Annotated in this window: 14 protein-coding genes; 12 read left to right on the plus strand and 2 right to left on the minus strand. The window is 67.6% G+C overall.

Going from position 1 to position 17,454, the window contains the following annotated elements:
• Positions 1-20 precede the first annotated feature (20 nt).
• The 9 genes from A5758_RS16395 (at position 21) to A5758_RS16435 (ending at position 9,216) form a co-directional block, all read left to right on the plus strand.
• Positions 21-2,060 (plus strand): erythromycin esterase family protein, encoded by a 2,040-nt coding sequence (locus tag A5758_RS16395; RefSeq protein WP_067741954.1) that lies wholly within the window; start codon positions 21-23, stop codon positions 2,058-2,060.
• Between the two features lie 20 nt (positions 2,061-2,080).
• A complete protein-coding gene (locus tag A5758_RS16400; protein ID WP_067201785.1) occupies positions 2,081-3,073 on the plus strand; it encodes a 1-phosphofructokinase family hexose kinase in 993 nt (330 codons plus the stop codon).
• Positions 3,074-3,142: 69 nt separating this feature from the next.
• Positions 3,143-3,913: a universal stress protein gene (locus tag A5758_RS16405; RefSeq protein ID WP_067201787.1), complete on the plus strand. Its 771-nt coding sequence runs from the start codon at positions 3,143-3,145 to the stop codon at positions 3,911-3,913.
• 6 nt (positions 3,914-3,919) lie between these two features.
• Entirely contained in the window at positions 3,920-4,738 is an 819-nt protein-coding gene (locus tag A5758_RS16410) for a universal stress protein (RefSeq protein ID WP_067201790.1), read from the plus strand.
• Between the two features lie 59 nt (positions 4,739-4,797).
• A complete protein-coding gene (locus A5758_RS16415) occupies positions 4,798-5,469 on the plus strand; it encodes a response regulator transcription factor (RefSeq protein ID WP_067201793.1) in 672 nt (223 codons plus the stop codon).
• A gap of 186 nt (positions 5,470-5,655) precedes the next feature.
• Positions 5,656-7,302, plus strand: coding sequence for a GAF domain-containing protein (locus tag A5758_RS16420; protein WP_197503706.1), 1,647 nt, complete (start codon positions 5,656-5,658; stop codon positions 7,300-7,302).
• An 87-nt stretch (positions 7,303-7,389) separates the two neighbouring features.
• Complete coding sequence (locus A5758_RS16425) at positions 7,390-7,923, plus strand: GNAT family N-acetyltransferase (RefSeq protein WP_197503704.1); 534 nt, start codon at positions 7,390-7,392, stop codon at positions 7,921-7,923.
• An 11-nt stretch (positions 7,924-7,934) separates the two neighbouring features.
• Positions 7,935-8,813 carry a universal stress protein gene (locus tag A5758_RS16430; RefSeq protein ID WP_067201801.1) on the plus strand — a complete coding sequence of 293 codons (879 nt, stop codon included), beginning with the start codon at positions 7,935-7,937 and terminating at the stop codon, positions 8,811-8,813.
• A 34-nt stretch (positions 8,814-8,847) separates the two neighbouring features.
• Positions 8,848-9,216, plus strand: a complete 369-nt coding sequence (locus A5758_RS16435) for an STAS/SEC14 domain-containing protein (RefSeq protein ID WP_067201804.1) — start codon at positions 8,848-8,850, stop codon at positions 9,214-9,216.
• A gap of 6 nt (positions 9,217-9,222) precedes the next feature.
• Here the strand turns inward: A5758_RS16435 and A5758_RS16440 are convergent, their stop codons facing one another.
• Both A5758_RS16440 and otsB read right to left on the minus strand, forming a co-directional pair.
• Positions 9,223-10,029, minus strand: coding sequence for a universal stress protein (locus tag A5758_RS16440; RefSeq protein ID WP_067741957.1), 807 nt, complete (start codon positions 10,027-10,029; stop codon positions 9,223-9,225).
• A gap of 122 nt (positions 10,030-10,151) precedes the next feature.
• Positions 10,152-13,826 carry a trehalose-phosphatase gene (gene otsB, locus A5758_RS16445; RefSeq protein WP_231987339.1) on the minus strand — a complete coding sequence of 1,225 codons (3,675 nt, stop codon included), beginning with the start codon at positions 13,824-13,826 and terminating at the stop codon, positions 10,152-10,154.
• A 142-nt stretch (positions 13,827-13,968) separates the two neighbouring features.
• On the opposite strand from otsB, the gene A5758_RS16450 reads away from it, so the two are divergent.
• The 3 genes from A5758_RS16450 to A5758_RS16460 all read left to right on the plus strand — a co-directional run bounded on the left by A5758_RS16450 (position 13,969) and on the right by A5758_RS16460 (position 17,430).
• A complete protein-coding gene (locus A5758_RS16450; protein WP_067201872.1) occupies positions 13,969-14,856 on the plus strand; it encodes a universal stress protein in 888 nt (295 codons plus the stop codon).
• A gap of 15 nt (positions 14,857-14,871) precedes the next feature.
• On the plus strand, positions 14,872-16,332 hold the full coding sequence (locus A5758_RS16455) for a bifunctional aminoglycoside phosphotransferase/ATP-binding protein (RefSeq protein ID WP_156622666.1): 1,461 nt from the start codon (positions 14,872-14,874) through the stop codon (positions 16,330-16,332).
• 99 nt (positions 16,333-16,431) lie between these two features.
• Positions 16,432-17,430 (plus strand): NAD(P)H nitroreductase, encoded by a 999-nt coding sequence (locus A5758_RS16460; RefSeq protein ID WP_082939209.1) that lies wholly within the window; start codon positions 16,432-16,434, stop codon positions 17,428-17,430.
• Positions 17,431-17,454 lie beyond the last annotated feature (24 nt).

A 17,454-nucleotide genomic window follows, 5' to 3' on the forward strand; every position in this document is an offset into this window, starting at 1 on the left:
GACTACAGGCGCGGTGTGTGATGACCAGAGCAGCTGACGCGACCCGACGCTCGCCGCGGCGGGTGTTCCGTGACCGCGCCGAGGCCGGCCGCGTGCTGGCGAACCTCCTCGGTGCCTACCGCGATCGGCACGATGTGCTCGTGCTGGGCCTGGCGCGCGGCGGCATACCCGTCGCATGGGAGGTGGCGGCGGCGCTGCATGCCCCGCTGGATGCCTTCATCGTGCGCAAGCTCGGTGCCCCCGGCCATGAGGAGTTCGCCGTGGGGGCGTTGGCGAGCGGGGGCCGCGTCGTGGTCAACGACGACGTCGTGCGCGGCCTGCGTATCACCCCGCAGGAATTGCGTGCCGTCGCCGAGCGTGAAGGCCGGGAACTGATTCGGCGCGAGGCCGCCTATCGCGACGGGCGTCCGCCCGTGGACGTGGCAGGCAAGACGGTGATCCTGGTCGACGACGGATTAGCCACCGGTGCAAGCATGTTCGCGGCGGTCCAGGCGCTCCGCGAGGCCGAGCCCGCACACATCGTCATCGCCGTGCCGGCGGCCCCGGAGTCCACGTGCCGGGAATTCGCGGGCCAGGTCGACGACGTCGTATGCGCGAGCATGCCCACTCCGTTTCTCGCGGTCGGGGAGTCGTTCTGGGATTTCCGGCAAGTGACCGACGAAGAGGTCCGCCGGTTCCTCGCGACGCCGACGACCGGCATCCCGGCGAGGGTCGCGGCGCGGACTCCGGCCGAGGTGATCGCCCGGGTGGCCATCGATGCGCCGGCGGGCGTCCCGCCGCGTGACACGCTGGAAGAGTTGATCGGCGATGCGCGCATCGTGTTGATCGGCGAGAGTTCGCATGGCACACACGAGTTCTACGAGGCCCGCGCGGAAATCACGAAGTGGTTGATCGAGGAGAAGGGTTTCTGTGCCGTCGCGGCGGAGGCGGACTGGCCCGACGCCTACCGGGTGAATCGCTACGTTCGCGGCATCGGTGACGACACCAGTGCCGACGAGGCGTTGAGCGGATTCGAGCGATTCCCCGCGTGGATGTGGCGCAACACCGTCGTGCGTGACTTCGTCGAGTGGCTGCGCACCCGAAACCGGCTGCACGAGAACAACGGGCAGCGGCAGGCCGGCTTCTACGGGCTGGATCTCTACAGCCTGCACCGGTCGATGCAGGAAGTGATCGGCTACCTCGACAAGGTCGACCCCAAGGCGGCGGCGCGGGCGCGCGAGCGTTATGCCTGCTTCGACCACGCCTCGGCGGACGACGGCCAGGCGTACGGCTTCTCGGCCGCCTTCGGCGCCGGCCCATCGTGCGAACAGGAAGCCGTCGATCAACTGGTCGACATGCAGCGCAACGAACTGGCCTACGCGCGCAGGGACGGTCTGCTCGCCGAGGACGAATTGTTCTACGCCCACCAGAACGCCCAGACGGTGCACAACGCGGAGGTGTACTACCGGGCGATGTTCAGCGGGCGAGTCACCTCGTGGAACCTGCGCGACAAACACATGGCGCAGACGCTCGAGGCGCTGCTGAAGCATCTGGACCGCCACCAAGATATCCCCTCGGCACGAATCGTCGTGTGGGCCCACAACTCTCACGTCGGGGACGCCCGCGCCACCGAAGTCTGGGCCGATGGACAACTCACACTGGGCCAACTGGTCCGGCAGCGGCACGGCGACGAGGCACGTCTGATCGGCTTCAGCACCTACACGGGCACGGTCACCGCCGCCAGCGACTGGGGTGGCATCGCCGAACGCAAGGTCGTGCGCCCGGCGCTCAATGGAAGCATCGAAGAACTCCTGCACGAGACACGCAGGAGCGAATTCCTGGTGTCCGCACACATCAGCCCGGGGGCCGCGGAACCGCTGAGCGCGGTCCGGTTGGGGCGCGCCATCGGCGTGATCTACCGCCCAGAGACCGAACGGCAGAGCCATTACTTCCACGTCCGCCCCGCCGACCAGTTCGACGCGATGATCCACATCGATAGGACCCGGGCGCTGGAACCCCTTGAGGTCACCAGCCTCTGGATCGCCGGCGAAACGCCCGAAACGTATCCCAGCGGCCTCTAACCCCTGCGGAGCCAATCAAGATGGAGATGCCTTCCGACCCGGTTCGCCGAACTCGAATCGTGACGTTGACCATGAATCCCGCGCTCGACATCACGACGAGTGTCGGCGTCGTGCGGCCGACCGATAAGTTGCGCTGCTCTGCGACGCGTTACGACCCGGGCGGAGGCGGCATCAACGTCGCCCGGATCGCGAAGGTCCTTGGTAGCTCGGTGCTGGCGGTGTTTCCCGCGGGCGGCTCGCACGGGGGTCTCGTCATGAGCCTGCTCAGCGAGGCGGAAGTCCCGTTCCGGCAGGTTCCGGTCGCTGCCCAAACGCGCGAGAGTTTCACCGTCAACGAGACCAGCACCGGCCAGCAATACCGGTTCGTCCTGCCGGGGCCGGAGCTCACCGTCCTCGAGCAGGAGCAATGCCTCGATCAATTGCGGGTGGCAGCCCAATCGGCCGAAGTCGTTGTGGCAAGCGGAAGTCTGCCACCGGGTGTACCTGCCGACTACTATCAGCGGGTTGCCGACATCTGCCGGCAGTTGGGCGTCAAGCTGGTCCTGGACACCTCCGGCGGCGGCTTGCAGCACATCTCTTCAGGGGTGTTCCTGCTCAAGGCGAGCGTGCGAGAACTAAGGGAATGCGTCGGTCGCCGACTCGCCACCGAGTCCGAGCAGCTAGAGGCCGCCCACCAACTCATCGACAGTGGCCGCGCACAAGTCGTCGTGGTTTCCCTGGGTTCCTATGGCGCGCTGCTGGCGACACGCCATGCCAGCCAGCGGTTTCCGGCGGTCCCGATGCCAGGCGGGAGTGGTGTCGGGGCGGGCGATGCGATGGTTGCCGCGATCACGGTGGGCCTCACGCACGGATGGCCCCTCGCCAAAGCGGTTCGTTACGGGATCGCGGCGGGAGCGGCGATGCTGATGACACCCGGTACGGCGGTCTTCGAACGTGCCGACATAGAGCGATTGTTCGAGCTGGTCGCCGAACCACCAGAGGTGGGGACGAACGACTTCGCGGCTGAGGCCTAACGGCCCCTGCCGAGCGGGCGCCGCCGCAATAGCCTGAAAACTGAGCCATCGGAACAATCAGGAGCCGACATGAGCCAGCTGGACGCCAAGGCTGTGGTCGTCGGCGTCAACGGCTCCCAAGCCGCGGTCAACGCCGCGAAGTGGGCAATCGACGAGGCGATCGGCCGGCAGTTGCCACTTCGCCTGGTGTATGTCATGCCGCGAGGGCCGCGGCGCGTCGGATCGGGGCCTCGTTCCGAATGGGAGGTCGAACGCGGCGAAATGGCGTTGGCCGAAGCGGAGTGCGCCATACAGACCGAGCGGAAGCCGGTCGAGATCGAGACGGCCATCGTTTCCGGGAATCCCGCGGAGGCGTTGATCAACCAATCCCAGGACGCGGCCCTGGTGTGTGTAGGCACCGCCAGGCGCGGATGGGCGTCCGACGGGCTCTTGGGCCCGACGGCCACGGGCCTGGTGGCGCGCGCGCGCTGCCCCGTCGCGATCATTCGTACCAATCCCGACGGATCGCCGACGGAGCTTGGTGTGATCGCCGTCGTGCTCAACGACGAGCCGGACAACGACGAGGTGGTGCACCAAGCGATGGAGGAAGGGCGACGCCGCCGCGCCATCGTGCGTCAAATCGACCGGCGACTGAACAGCTGGGTTCGCCGTTATCCGGACGTCCGCGTCCAGACGGTGGCCGCGGGAACCGGCGCGAAATACGGCGGAAAGCCCGGTAGCGCAATCGAACTGGCGGTGGTGGGCAGTGCCGATGCCGAGGAGATGGCCGCGCTGGCCACCCCGAACTGCCATCCGATCGTCGGCTACCCCGACTGCTCGGTGCTTGTGATCCGCCACTGAGGCCCGATGACGCAGCCAGCCAGAACCAAGTCGATCGTCGCCGGTATCGACGGTTCCAAAGCGGCGATACGCGCGGCACTGTGGGCGGTCGACGAGGCGGCGAGTCGCGACGTTCCGCTACGCCTGCTCTACGCGACCTACCCCGGCGACGGCGAACAAACCGCGCAGCTGGCGGTCCGCCAGGCGGTGACGGCGATTCGAGCCGTGGGCAAGCCGGTGCAGGTCGAGACGGAGATCGTCCACGGACCCGCGGTCGGATCGCTGATTCGCTCGTCGGCGTCGGCCGCCATGGTCTGCGTGGGCGCCGTCGGACTGCGCCACTTTCAACCGGGCCGGGTCGGCTCCACCGCGGCGGCATTGGCCGTATCGGCGCGTTGCCCGGTGGCGATCGTCCGGGGCCGCGACGGTTATCGCGGGCAGCCCGCAGAAAGTGCGGTCGTCGAGATAGCCGGGTCCCCGGACTCGGTTCTGCTCGGCGCCGCCATCGAAGAGGCGGTGCTGCGCGGTGCGGCGCTCGAGGCGGTCGTCTCGCGGCGAACGGGGCGGGCCGAACACGGTGATACCGAGGCCGATCGCCGGGCACTCGCCGACCTGGATCGCCGCCTGTCCGGGTGGAAGCGACGCCATCCGCAGCTTCGGGTCGAATCGATGGCGATACACGTCGGCCTGCTGGACTACCTGGCCGGACACCGTGGGCCGGTCGGCTTGGTGATCGTCGGCGCCGACAATCGTCAGCACGTTGCCGAGCTTGTCGGACCCGTCGGCAGTTCGGTGATGGCGGACGCGGACTGTTCGCTGTTGATCGTCAATCGGCAACATTTGTGAAATTTGTACGATAGTTAATGTGTGATGGGGAGGTCCCACGACCGGCGGAAGGGTTCTTAATGGTCAAGGTTTTCCTGGTCGATGACCATGAAGTCGTCCGGCGCGGCCTCGCCGATCTCCTGGCGGCGGACCCCGAGCTCGAGATCGTTGGCGAGGCGGGCTCCGTCTCCGAGGCGAAGGCGCGGATACCGGCGCTGCGACCCGACGTCGCCGTGCTTGACGTGCGGCTTCCCGACGGCAACGGCATCGAACTGTGCCGCGACCTGGTGTCCGATCATCCCGACCTGCGCTGCCTGATGCTGACGTCGTTCACCTCCGACGAAGCGATGCTGGAGGCGATTCTGGCCGGCGCCAGCGGTTACGTGGTCAAGGACATCAAGGGCATGGAGCTGGCCCACGCCATCAAGGAGGTGGGCGCCGGCAAATCCCTGTTGGATAACCGGGCGGCGGCGGCTCTGATGGCCAAGCTCCGCGGCGCGGCGGAGCGCGAAGACCCACTGTCCGGGCTCACCGAACAGGAGCGAACGCTGTTGGGGCTGCTCAGCGAGGGCCTGACCAACCGGCAGATCGCCGCCCGGATGTTCCTGGCCGAGAAGACGGTGAAGAATTACGTGTCGCGGTTGCTGGCCAAACTCGGCATGGAGCGCCGGACCCAGGCGGCGGTGTTCGCGTCCAAGTTGGACCAACGGCCCGGCCACCCCGCCGCGCCGACGGACACGTCGACCGACTAGCGCCAATCGGAACCTGTCACACCTTCGACGACAACCATTCGCTTGGGTGCTTGACAATTTGCGATTAGGCTGATCTTGCCATTAGGCATTGTCGCAATTGGAGTGTCGGGGAGGTTTGTCGGTTTGACGAGCGACGACAGCGGCTCGGCATTCGCCGGACTAGGCCAGCGGGGCCTGGTCAGCAGGATGCACGAGCAACTCGACGAGTTGCTGGCGGCTCGCGACCAAATGGAGCAGCTGCTGCGGGTCATCGTCGAGATCGGCGCGGGCCTCGACCTCGACGCGACGCTGCACCGGATCATTGGCGCGGCCAGAAAAATGACCTCCGCCCCCTTCGGCGCGCTGGCCATCCGTGATCCCGAGGGCAACCTGCTCTCGTTTGTCCACGAGGGGATGGATGCCGACACGGTGGCCCGGATCGGGCACCTGCCGGTGGGCAAGGGCCTGCTGAGCTTGTCGATGCTGGACACGCCGGCGTTGCGGATGGACGATCTGACCGCCCATCCGGCCGCCGTCGGGTTTCCCGAGCACCACCCCCCGATGCGCGGCTTCCTCGCCGTGCCGATCACCATCCGCGACAGTGTGTTCGGCAACCTCTACCTCACCCACGTCGAACCGCAGCGGGTGTTCTCCGAGTCCGACGAGGTGGCGGCTCGCGCCCTGGCGTTCGCCGCCGCGATCGCGATCGACAACGCCCAGGTGTTCGAACGCGAGCGGACGGCCGCGAAGTGGATGGAGGCCAGCCGCGAGATCACCACCGCGCTGCTGTCCAGCACCGAGCCGCACCGGCGCCCGCTCCAGCTGATCGCCGAACGTGCCCGGGCCCTGACCGATGCCGAGCAGGCGATCGTCCTGGTGCCGGCCGATCCCGACCTGCCCGACGACGAGGTCGAGACGCTGGTGGTCTCGGCGGCGGTGGGTGTGCATGCCGCCGAGGTGGTCGGCCAACGCGTTCCGGTGGACGGCTCCACCAGCGGGGCCGTTTTCCGGTCCGGTGAACCGCTGATCACCGAGACGTTGCGGTACCCGATTCAGGCATTCACCGATGTCGGGCAGCGCCCGGCCATCCTGATGCCGCTACGCGCCCAAGACGAGGTCGTCGGAGTGATCGCCATCGCCCGCGGCAGCCACCAGTCGCCCTTCGACGACAGCTACCTCGATCTGGTCAGCGACTTCGCCACCCATGCGGCGATAGCGCTCGTGCTCGCGTCGGCCCGTGACGACGCGCGCCAGCTGACCATCCTGGCCGAGCGCGAACGCATCGCCCACGACCTGCACGACCACGTCATCCAGCGGCTTTTCGCCGCCGGCATGGATCTGCAGGGAACGCTGGCCCGGGCGAGGTCCCCGGAGGTGTCCGACCGGCTCAACCGCACGCTCGACGATCTCCAAACCATCATCGAGGAGATCCGCACGACGATCTTCCAGCTGAAATCCCCGCCGGGTAAGAACGACTTCCGGCATCGCATCCAACAGGTGGTCGCCGACCTGACCGAGAACCGTGACATCGTGACCACCCTGCGCATGCACGGGCCGATGACCGCCGTCGGCGGCGAGCTTGCCGACCATGCCGAGGCCGTGAGCACGGAGGCCGTCAGCAATGCCCTGCGTCATTCGGGGGCATCGCGGCTGACCGTCGAGATCAGCGTCGCCGACATGTTCGTCCTCGACATCGTCGACAACGGCTCCGGCATACCCGGCGGCAACACGCGGCGCAGCGGCCTGGCCAACATGAAGCGGCGCGCCGAACAACTGGGCGGGGCCTGCGAGATCACCGGCCCCCCGGAGGGTGGTACCCGGGTGCACTGGGTGGCCCCGCTGATCGACGAATAGCGGTCGCCCCGAACGGGACCAATGGGAGGGGCCATGGGGTCTAACGGCCCTGCCCGGCCGCGCCGCCGCCGAATATCGTCGGGGGTTGTGAGTAATCGATCGGTGGACGCCGTGGCTACTGCTCGGTTGCTCGATGGACGCCTGGTTTCGTTGCGTCCCTTGACCGTCGCCGACGCCGAGGCCGTTTCGGCGCTGCATCAACACCTGTCCGATCACGACCGGTACTTTCGTTTCTTCACGCTGCAGCTGTCGCCGCTGCACGAAATCGTAGCCAAGCTGACCGAGCCGGCGGACGGGTTGTACGCCCTCGGTGCCTTCGACGCCGATCGGCTGATCGGCGTGGCCCACTACGTCGTCGTCGACGACCCGAACGCGGCCGAGGTCGCGGTCGTGGTCGCCCACCAAGACCATTCGGTGGGCGTGGGCACGGCCCTGCTCAAGCACCTGGCCCCGATCGCCCGCGCCCACGGAATCGGGCGGTTCGTCGCGGACGTCCTCGGCGAGAACCACCTCATGCTCACGGTCTTCTTCGATCTCGGCTGGCCTTGCAGGCCAATCGATTACGGGTCTATTCGGCACCTCGAGATCGAGTTGCCCCAATTCGACGAAACGCCGGCGTAGAGGAGCGGAAAATGACGGCAGACGCGAAAGAATACGGAGTACTGGTGTGTGTTGACGGGTCGGCCGCGTCCGACGCCGCCGTCGCATGGGGGACACGCGAGGCGATCATGCGTGACCTGCCCATCACGCTGATGTACGTCGTTCCGCCCATCGTGGTCGGCTGGCCGGTGGGGCAACTGTATGCCGAGATGCCCGACTGGCAACAGGACAGCGCTCAGCACGTGATCGACCAGGCCCGCAAGACACTCAGCGCCAGCCTGGGCGCGTCCGAATCGCCCGAAATACACACCGAGACCGTCTATTCCGCCATCGTCCCGGCGCTGATCGAGGCCTCCAAGAAGGCCTGGGTGCTCGTCGCCGGAAACCAGGGACTGGGAGCGGTGGGCCGCTTGCTGCTGGGCTCGGTAACCACCGGACTCGTGCACTACGCCCATTGCCCGGTCGCGGTCATCCACACCGGCGACAGGGCGGCCCCGGACCCCGGCGCGCCCGTGGTGCTGGGCATCGACGGATCCCCGGCCTCCGAAGAGGCGACCGCCCTGGCCTTCGACGAGGCCTCGCGCCGCGGGGTGGGGCTGGTGGCCCTGCACGTGTGGAGCGACGTGGGCGTATTCCCCATCCTCGGCATGGACTGGCATGACCGGGAGCAAGAGGCGCACGAGATCCTCGCCGAACGCCTGGCCGGCTGGCAAGAACGCTATCCCGAGGTGCACGTCGAGCGGAAACTGTTCTGCGACAAGCCGTCCGAATGGCTGCTGAAGGAATCCGAACACGCCCAACTGGTGGTGGTCGGCAGCCGCGGCCGTGGCGGATTTCCCGGGATGCTGCTCGGCTCGGTGAGTTCGGCGGTGGCCCAGTCGGCGCGGGTGCCCGTGCTGGTTGTCCGCTGACGATGAGGATCGATGCCCGCGAAGGAGGCTTCCTATGATCGAGCTGCTCCCGGACGTGCCGGAGAATGTGATCGGCATCCGCGTGTCGGGCCGCCTGCGCGGTGACGAGCTGCGCGACTTCAAGCCCGAAATGGACAAGGTGCTCCAGACGGGCGAGGTCAGGATCGTCGAGGTCATCGCGTCCGACTACGAGGGATTCGGGCCGGGTGGGTTCCTCGAGGATCTCAAGCTGGGCTTCGGCACCGTCCTGCCGCACCATTCGGCGTTCAAGCGGATCGCGGTGGTCTCCGACAAGGACTGGGTCGCTCCCGTGCTGCACGCAGTGGCGTGGATGGTTCCCGGCGAGATCGCCGTGTTCGGGCTTGACGAGCTTGACCGCGCCAAGGATTGGGCGGCCGGATAGCCGCCGTCAGTCGCGGATGACGAGCACCGAACATCCGGTGTTGCCGCCCGGATGCGGGGTGATCGGCCCGACCATGCGGGCGACCTTGTCGGCATCCTCGCTGCCCACGACCGCGAGCTGGACAGGTTCTTTTGTGCGCGTGAGGAATTCGGCAGCCCCGCGCCTCGCCGCGGCGGGTTGGACGTGCACCTGGCGATGCTCCGATACCCAGGGTCCGAGCCGCTGATCCAGCTGCTGGTAGGGAATCTCGCCGAGGCCCCACCGCCAGACGCCCATCGCCAAGATCGGTGCGTCACGAAGGCGCGCCTCGCGGAACCCGTGCTCGAGCACCGCGTCGTTGGCGTCCGACTCCTCGACGGCAACTGCGACGTATCCGCCATCCTGATCGGCGCCGTCGCGGCTGCTCCGGATGACGGCCACCGGGCAGTGTGCCTTCTTCACCAGGGTATGCGCGGTCGAGCCGAGGACCTTGCGGGCCACCCAGCCCGTCCCCACCGAACCCACGCACACCATTGCGGCGTCGCGTGATTCGTCGATCAACGCGTCCTCCGAGGAACCGCGGACGATGTCGCATTCGACCTTGACCGGCGTGCCCATCTCCTGCAGCGCTGCATCGGCGGCGCGCAACGACGATTGGGCGTATTCGATGTCCAAGCCGTCATCGCCCGCACCCCGTCTCGGTATGGCATGGATCAGCCGGAGCGGGATGTTGCGGCTGGCGGCCTCCGCGGCTGCCCATTTGGCCGCGTTGATCGCGGCGTCCGAGCCGTCGATACCTACCACGATCCGCTGCGACGACTGCGGATTGTTCATCGAGTCCTCCTCTATGACTGACCACCGGGACATCGATGGCCCGTCACTGGCCACGTTATGGGCAGACGGCCTGGTTCAGCAGGGTCGTTCGACCCACGTTCGGAGGAATTGGTCACCCGGCTTTAGGCGACCTCGACCGTATGCCCTGGGGCCAGGTGCTGCAATCGGCCACGGCATTCCACCGCGACCGGTGCACTGTTGCCCGCCTCGGAGGTCAGCTCGGCCGCCCGTCCGCTGACCCGAAGGTGTAGCCGTTGGCCGCGATAGATGAAGGGAAACTCGATGGAGCCCAGGGCATCTGGCCATTGCGGGCTGAGGATCAGCCGGTCGTCGCGGGTTTCGAGTCCGGTGAAACACCGTTGCAGCAGGTCGATGCTGCCGGTCATCGCGGCCAGGTGTATCCCCTCCGACGTGGTGCCGCCTTGGATGTCGACGACGTCGGAAGCCAAAACTTGTACGAAGTACTTCATGGCGTGATGCCGGTTGCCACGGGTGAGGACCCAGGCATGTACGACGGCGCTCAGGCTGGAACCGTGGGAAGTGCGTTTGATGTAGTAGTCCACGGTCTCCGGGATCTGCTCGGGCGCGAAGCGGTAACCGAGCCGGCCCAACAGACCCAGCAGCTCGTCCGACGACAGCAAGTAGAACAACATCAGCGCATCGGCCTGCTTGGACGCCTTGTAGTTGTTCACGCTGTCGTTCTCGGCCTCGAGAATACGGTCGAGCCGCTGGATGTTGCCGTACCGCTGCCGGTACTCCTCCCAATCCAGTTCCGCCAGTTCCGCATAACCTTCGAACTGACTGATCACACCGTCGTGGAAGGGCACGAACATCCGGCGCGTCACGCGGTCCCACCTATCGAGCTCGTCGGCCGTGAGATCCACTTTCGCCACCAGATCGAGCCGGTCCCGCAGCGGTAGCAGATCGAGCGCGTCCATCGCCCGCATGATCACCCAGACGGCCATCACATTCGTGTATGCGTTGTTGTCGATGCCGTCGTATTCCTTGCCCGGATAACCCGAATGGAATTCGTCGGGGCCGATGACGCCGCGGATCGTGTAACGTCCGCGAGTCTTGTCCAGTTTCGCCAGACCCGCCCAGAACCGTGCGATCTCCACCAGCATCTCGGCCCCGTAGTCAACAAGCAACTGGCGGTCGCCCGACACCTGATAGTGCTGCCAGAGGTTGTAGGCGATGGAGAGACCGACATGATGCGCACGGCCGCTCGGATCCGGATTCCACCGGCCGGACTGCGGATTGAGGTGCATTTCCTGGCTGACCTCTCGGCCGTCGCTACCCGACTGCCAGGGATACATCGCGCCGAGGTAACCCGCCACCCGCGCTGCGCGGCGGGCCTCGGGCAGCCGCCGATAGCGGTAAAGCAGCAGCGACCGGGTGACGTTCGGCATCCGTATGCCGAGGACCGGGGCCACGAATAACGCGTCCCAGAAGACGTGACCGCGGTAGGCCTCACCGTGTAGGCCCCTCGCGGGGACGCCGGCGTCGAGGTCGGCGGTGTGCGGCGAGATCGTCTGCAGCAGGTGCACCAAGTGCAGCCGGAGGATGCGTAGCGCATCGGCGCTATCGATGCCGTCGGCCAGGCCGATGGCGCATTGTTCCCACAGCAGCGCCCACGCCCGGGCATGCTGACGATGCAGCTCGGCGTATCGTCCGGCGGCGTCGAGGTGCAGCTGGGCGGTGCTCGCGGGCTCCGAGATGGCGCTGTCCCGGCTCGTGAAGATGGTCGCGACCTTTTCCAGCGTGACCGATTGCCCCACGGCCAGCGCGACCTGGATGTCGTGCCCGCCGCGACCGGCTTCCCGCACGATTTTGTACTGCGCAACGGCCCGAGCATCGTCGCACCACACGGTGCTGCGCGCGGCCACCGCGATGCTGATGCGCGATTGCGATGTTTCGGTGCGCAATATCGCCGAGTCGGCTGCGGATTCGTCGATCACGGTTGTCGCGAGGTGCGTGCTCGACAACGAACGGTAGCGCTCGACCATGGTATTGCAGACGTTGCCGTCCAGCAGCGACCGGAATTCGATGGTGCCCGACCAGTTCTCAGCAACGATCGTGCTTTGCATGGCGAGCAAGTGCGGCTGGTCCATGGACGCGAACCGTTCTTGGATCACGGTCGTGATTTGGTCAGCGCCGTCCCGGAACCGCAGGGTGCGCGTCAACGTCGCGTGTCGCAGGTTGAATGTCTGCCGGTAGTACAACAATTCGGTGTCGTCAATGTGAAACCACTGCCCGCCGTTGATCCGAAACGTCAGCGAGAGCCAGTTGGGGAGGTTGACCAGGCTTTCGTTCTCGATGGTCCGGCCGGCGACGCGATCGACCAGCGTGTTGTAGACGCCGGCCACATACGTCCCAGGGTAATGCGCCTCGGCTGCTGTCGCCTCCGGGGCGCAGCCACGGGTGACGACGTAGCCGTTACCGACGGCGCACAGCGTTTCGCGCAGTCGCTCGTAATCGGGGTCATATCCCTCGTAAACGAGCTCCCACGGATCGCTGGGCTCGGCCGCCACGCGTAGATCGTTGGCCAGGCGCCGGACGAAATCACACACCGCGGACGGATCCGCCAGGCTGAACAGCGCGGCGCATGGGCGATCCCAGTCCTCGTTGTGCCGCAACGCAATTCCGACGCCGTCGAATTGGACCGCGTCGAAGGCGTCCTCGTCGGCAAGGTCTTCGCCGACATAGATCGGTAGCACGGTGCCGCTCCCCGTTCCCTCGATGTGTTCGAGGATCCAGGTGAGCGTCCTGCCCTTGTCCCAATCGAGGCTGGGCCGAAGTTCGATGACTTTGCGCCCCGCCGTGACCCGCAGGCCCTGGGATCGGCCGAGCTTGCGTGTCGTCGCGATCACGCGGTCGACCTGTTCGGGGTCGACGTTGCGGTAGTGAATCGCGACCCCAAAGCGCTTGTGTTCCACACGGATTCCGGGTAATTCGCCGAGCAGCTCCGCTAGTCGGTGGGCCGCACGCGTCAGGGCTGCGGTGGCACCGACGGCTGCGGCGTTCTCGTGGTGGGTGCCGTCCGGTGCCACGAGCTCGAAGCCGTGACTGCCCGCGTACCAGATTCCGTCGACGTTCACGCGTTCACGAAGATCGCCCAGATCGCGTCCGCTTATCACCGCGACCGGGCACTGGGTCGCCAGCGCGCGCAGTGCTTCGGCTGCGCCCTCGACCAGGGTGGCGGCCTCCGGCTCGGCGACGGTCTCGGACAGCGTGCCGTCGAAGTCGAGGAACACCGCCGGGCGCCGGCTGGCCACCAGTTCCTTCAACTGGCTGTAGACCTGCATCGCGTCGGCGATGGTCGACAAGGGTTTGCCGCCGGGCTGCACCGAGACCTCGGCAAGATCGCCGACGACGATGTCCGCCCCGCGGGACAGCAATTCGCCGGCTCCTCCGTTGCGCTCCAGACCGATGACGAGGCCGAAGCCGGCATCCCGGCCGGCCGCGATTCCCGCGTCGCTGCAGTCGATGAGGACGCAACGGCCCGGCCGCACGCCCAGGCGCGTCACGGTCATGGTCAGCGCCGCATCGGCGCGCTCGCCGGCGCCGTCGGCGCAGACGACTTCCTCGACCCCCGCGGCGCGCAGCACGGCTTCGCAGTCCCGGGTGGACGAATAGGCGGCGGTGGCGACGCCGACGTTGCGCACTCGCTGCAAAAATCTGGCGGTCGAACCGCGGGCTTCTTCCACCCCCGGTGCCGGCTCCACGACAACACAGTCGAGCCCGAGAATCACCGCGTCGTGGTAGCGCCTATCGACCGTGACAGGCGATTCGGTCACCTCTGTGACGATGCCACAGCACCGGCGCTGGTCAAGGCCCACGGGTGCAAGGGGGCCTCATGGCCATGCGGTTGGTGACTAAAGCCTCATGATCGACGGCCGTTCCCGCCATAGCGTTTTGGGCGAGGAGAGGGAGAACATCATGTCCGTACTCGCAAACCGCCATGGCATCGTCGTTGGAATCGACGGATCGCCGGCCTCGAACGCCGCCGTCTGTTGGGCGGCCCGTGACGCGGCGATGCGACACGTCCCGCTGACCGTGGTCCACATGGTGAACGCGATGGTGCCGATGTATCCGGCCCTGCCACTGTCGACCGGCGTGGCGGTGTGGCAGGAGGAGCAAGGCCGGGAGGTCCTCGAGCAGGCGGTCAAGATCGCCGAAGAGGCCGTCACCACGGACCGCAAGGTTGACTTCCGAAGCGAGCTGAGGTGCGCGCCCCCGGTGCCCACGTTGGTCGAGATGTCCAAAGAGGCCGAGATGGTCGTCGTCGGCAGCAACGGACGCGGGGCGATGAGCAGGCTGCTGTTGGGTTCGGTGAGCAGCAGCGTGGTCCGCAGCGCGCGCTGCCCGGTCGCAGTCATCCGCGACGAAGACCCGCTCATGCCACACCCCCAGCAAGCCCCGGTGCTCGTGGGCATCGACGGCTCACCCGCATCGGACGTTGCGGTGGCCGTCGCTTTCGACGAGGCGTCGCGACGTGGTGTCGAGCTGACGGCGCTGCACGCCTGGAGTGACGTCGACGTCTTCGAACTGCCAGGAGTGGATTGGTCGGCGGTGAAGGCGGAAGCCGAGCGGAGCCTGGCCGAACAACTGGCCGGCTGGCAGGAACGCTATCCCGACGTGACCGTGAACCGGGTCGTCGTTTCCGACCGGCCGGCCCGCCAGCTCATCGAACAGTCGGAATCCGCCCAACTCGTCGTCGTGGGCAGCCACGGCCGCGGCGGCCTGTCCGGCATGTTGCTGGGCTCGGTCAGCAACGCCGTGGTCCATTCGGTCCGGATGCCGGTGATCGTCGCGCGGCCGTCCTAAGGCCGCGCCGCCGCCGTGCCCTATCTCGATCTGCACGAAACCCACACGGGTGTCGTCATTCTCGCCGGCGCCCGCGCATACAAGGCCAAGAAGCCGGTGCTGACCGACTTTCTCGACTTCCGCACGCCGCAGCAGCGCGAGCACGCCTGCCGCCGGGAGGTCGAGCTCAACAGCCGGCTCTCGCCCGAGAGCTATCTCGGCGTCGCCCACCTCACCGACCCGCTCGGCGGCCCGGCCGAACCGGTCGTGGTCATGCGGCGCTACCGCGACGAGGACCGCCTCGCGCACCTGGTGGCCCACGACACCGCAGAGTCCGTCCACCGCGTGCTGGACGCGGTTGCGGCCGTGTTGGTCCGCTTCCACGAACGCGCCGAGCGCGGCGAGCGGATCGACGCCCAGGGCGAGTCCGCCGCGATCGAGTGGCGCTGGCGCGAGAACCTGTCCGAATTGGAACGGTATGCGAACCAATCGATTCCGGGCATAGCCGAAAGGGAAGTAGCTCATGTACAGCGCCTGGCGGCCCAGTTCGTCGCCGGGCGCGCGGGGCTGTTCGCGCGGCGTATTCGCGACGGGCGCATCGTCGACGGGCACGGCGACCTGCTCGCCGACGACATCTTCTGGGTCGGCGGCACCCCAGCGCTGCTGGACTGCCTGGAGTTTGACGACCGGCTGCGCCACGTCGACTGCATCGACGACGCCGCCTTCCTCGCGATGGACCTGGAGTTCCTGGGCCGCAAGGACTTCGGCGACTACTTCCTGCAGCGTTACGCCGAGCACGCGGGTTGGGCGGCGCCGCCGGCGCTGTCCGACTTCTACATCGCCTACCGGGCCGCGGTGCGGGCGAAGGTGGACTGCGTCCGGGTTTCACAGGGCAGCCCGGGCGCGTCCGTCGACGCCGCCCGCCACCTGGCCATCGCCACCCGGCACCTGCAGAGCGGCACCGTTCGGCTTGCGCTCGTCGGCGGCAACCCGGGCACCGGGAAGTCCACCGTGGCCCGCGGGTTGGCTGAATCGTTTGGGGCGCAGCTCATTTCCACCGACGACGTGCGCCGAGAGCTTCGGGACTCGGGCGACATCGCCGGGGAGCCCGGGGTGCTGAACGCCGGGCTCTACAGCCCCGACCAGGTCGCGGTGGTCTACGAGACCACCCTCCGCCGCGCGCGGCAGTTGCTGGGCGAGGGGCACTCGGTGATCCTCGACGGCACCTGGCGCGATCCGCGGACGCGCGACCAGGCTCACCGACTGGCCACCGAGACGCACTCGGCGCTCGTCGAATTCGTGTGCTCGGCGACGGCCGACGTGGCGGCCGACCGGATCAAGACCAGGCCCGCGGGCAATTCGGAGGTGACCCCGGAGATCGCCGCCGCCCTGGCCGCCGGGCACGCCGACTGGGACGGCGCGCACCGGATCGACACCTCCCGCAGCCCGGACCTCGTCGCTCGCGAGGCGCACGACCTCTGGGGGCGCGCGACGTAACAGCCCTCAGGAGGTTCCAACGTCCCGGCCGTCGGGGACCAACGGCCCTGCCCGCACCCGCCGCACGGGGCATACAGTTTGCCTCACGAAATCGACGAAATGGTGGAGATGGACGCGAAAGTGCCGACCGCGAAGGTCATCCGGGACGCGGTGACGCTCGCGTGCCGCGCGCCTTCGCTGCACAACAGCCAGCCCTGGCGGTGGGTGGCCGACGGCACGAAGCTGCACCTGTGGGCCGACCCGCGCCACTCGATGCACGCCACCGACCACACCGGCCGGGAGCTGATCCTGAGCTGCGGCGCCGTCCTCGACCACCTGCGGGTCGCCATGGCCGCCGCGGGCTGGGAAAGCGTCACCGAACGTTTTCCCACCGAGGGCAGACCGGATCACCTCGCGAGTGTGGGCTTTTTGCCGGTGGAGAACGTGACGGCGCAGTGCCGGCTGCGAGCCGACGCGATCCTTCGCCGCCGCACCGACCGGCTGCCCCTGGGCGCACCGACCGCGTGGCCCACGCTGCATTCGGCCCTGAGCCGCGCAGTGACCCCCTACGACGTGTCGCTGGACGTGGTCGACGACGACGAGCGGCCGCGGCTGGCCGAGGCGTCGCGGCTCACCGAGCAGTTGCGCCGAAGCGATACGTCCTACCTGACCGAACTGCGTTGGTGGACATCGCCCTTCGAAGCGAACGCCGACCACGTGCCCGAAAGCGCCCTGGTGTCCAGTTCCGAGGCCGCGCGCGTCGACATCGCCCGCGCGTTCCCCCCGGCGGGCGGTGGCCGCCGCCGCGCCGCGATCGACCAGGACCACTCCAAGATCGTGGTCCTGTCCACCCATCACGACGATGCGCCGGCCGAAGTGCTGCGCTGCGGTGAGGCGCTGTCGGCGGTGCTGCTCGAATGCACTTTGGCCGGCATGGCCACCTGCACGCTGACCCACATGACGGAGATGTCGCTGAGCCGCGACATCATCAGGCAGGTCACCGGCGGCTCCGGCCAGCCGCAGCTGCTGATCCGGGTCGGCCGGTCACCGGCCAAGGACCCACACACGAAACCCACCACCCGGCGTCCGGTGACCGAAGTCCTCGAGATGCGTGGGTGACCGACATGCCAAGGAGGTGCCATC

This window comes from Mycobacterium sp. 852014-50255_SCH5639931 (assembly GCF_001665605.1).
In the GTDB taxonomy this organism is placed as follows: domain Bacteria; phylum Actinomycetota; class Actinomycetes; order Mycobacteriales; family Mycobacteriaceae; genus Mycobacterium; species Mycobacterium paraffinicum.

What these genes read in the sequence shown, in the direction of transcription:
- A5758_RS16395 (WP_067741954.1), top strand. Translation starts at nt 21, where the DNA reads ATGACCAGAGCAGCTGACGCGACCCGACGCTCGCCGCGGCGGGTGTTC.
- A5758_RS16400 (WP_067201785.1), top strand. Translation starts at nt 2,081, where the DNA reads ATGGAGATGCCTTCCGACCCGGTTCGCCGAACTCGAATCGTGACGTTG.
- A5758_RS16405 (WP_067201787.1), top strand. Translation starts at nt 3,143, where the DNA reads ATGAGCCAGCTGGACGCCAAGGCTGTGGTCGTCGGCGTCAACGGCTCC.
- A5758_RS16410 (WP_067201790.1), top strand. Translation starts at nt 3,920, where the DNA reads ATGACGCAGCCAGCCAGAACCAAGTCGATCGTCGCCGGTATCGACGGT.
- A5758_RS16415 (WP_067201793.1), top strand. Translation starts at nt 4,798, where the DNA reads ATGGTCAAGGTTTTCCTGGTCGATGACCATGAAGTCGTCCGGCGCGGC.
- A5758_RS16420 (WP_197503706.1), top strand. Translation starts at nt 5,656, where the DNA reads ATGCACGAGCAACTCGACGAGTTGCTGGCGGCTCGCGACCAAATGGAG.
- A5758_RS16430 (WP_067201801.1), top strand. Translation starts at nt 7,935, where the DNA reads ATGACGGCAGACGCGAAAGAATACGGAGTACTGGTGTGTGTTGACGGG.
- A5758_RS16435 (WP_067201804.1), top strand. Translation starts at nt 8,848, where the DNA reads ATGATCGAGCTGCTCCCGGACGTGCCGGAGAATGTGATCGGCATCCGC.
- A5758_RS16440 (WP_067741957.1), bottom strand. Translation starts at nt 10,029, where the DNA reads ATGAACAATCCGCAGTCGTCGCAGCGGATCGTGGTAGGTATCGACGGC.
- A5758_RS16450 (WP_067201872.1), top strand. Translation starts at nt 13,969, where the DNA reads ATGTCCGTACTCGCAAACCGCCATGGCATCGTCGTTGGAATCGACGGA.
- A5758_RS16460 (WP_082939209.1), top strand. Translation starts at nt 16,432, where the DNA reads ATGGTGGAGATGGACGCGAAAGTGCCGACCGCGAAGGTCATCCGGGAC.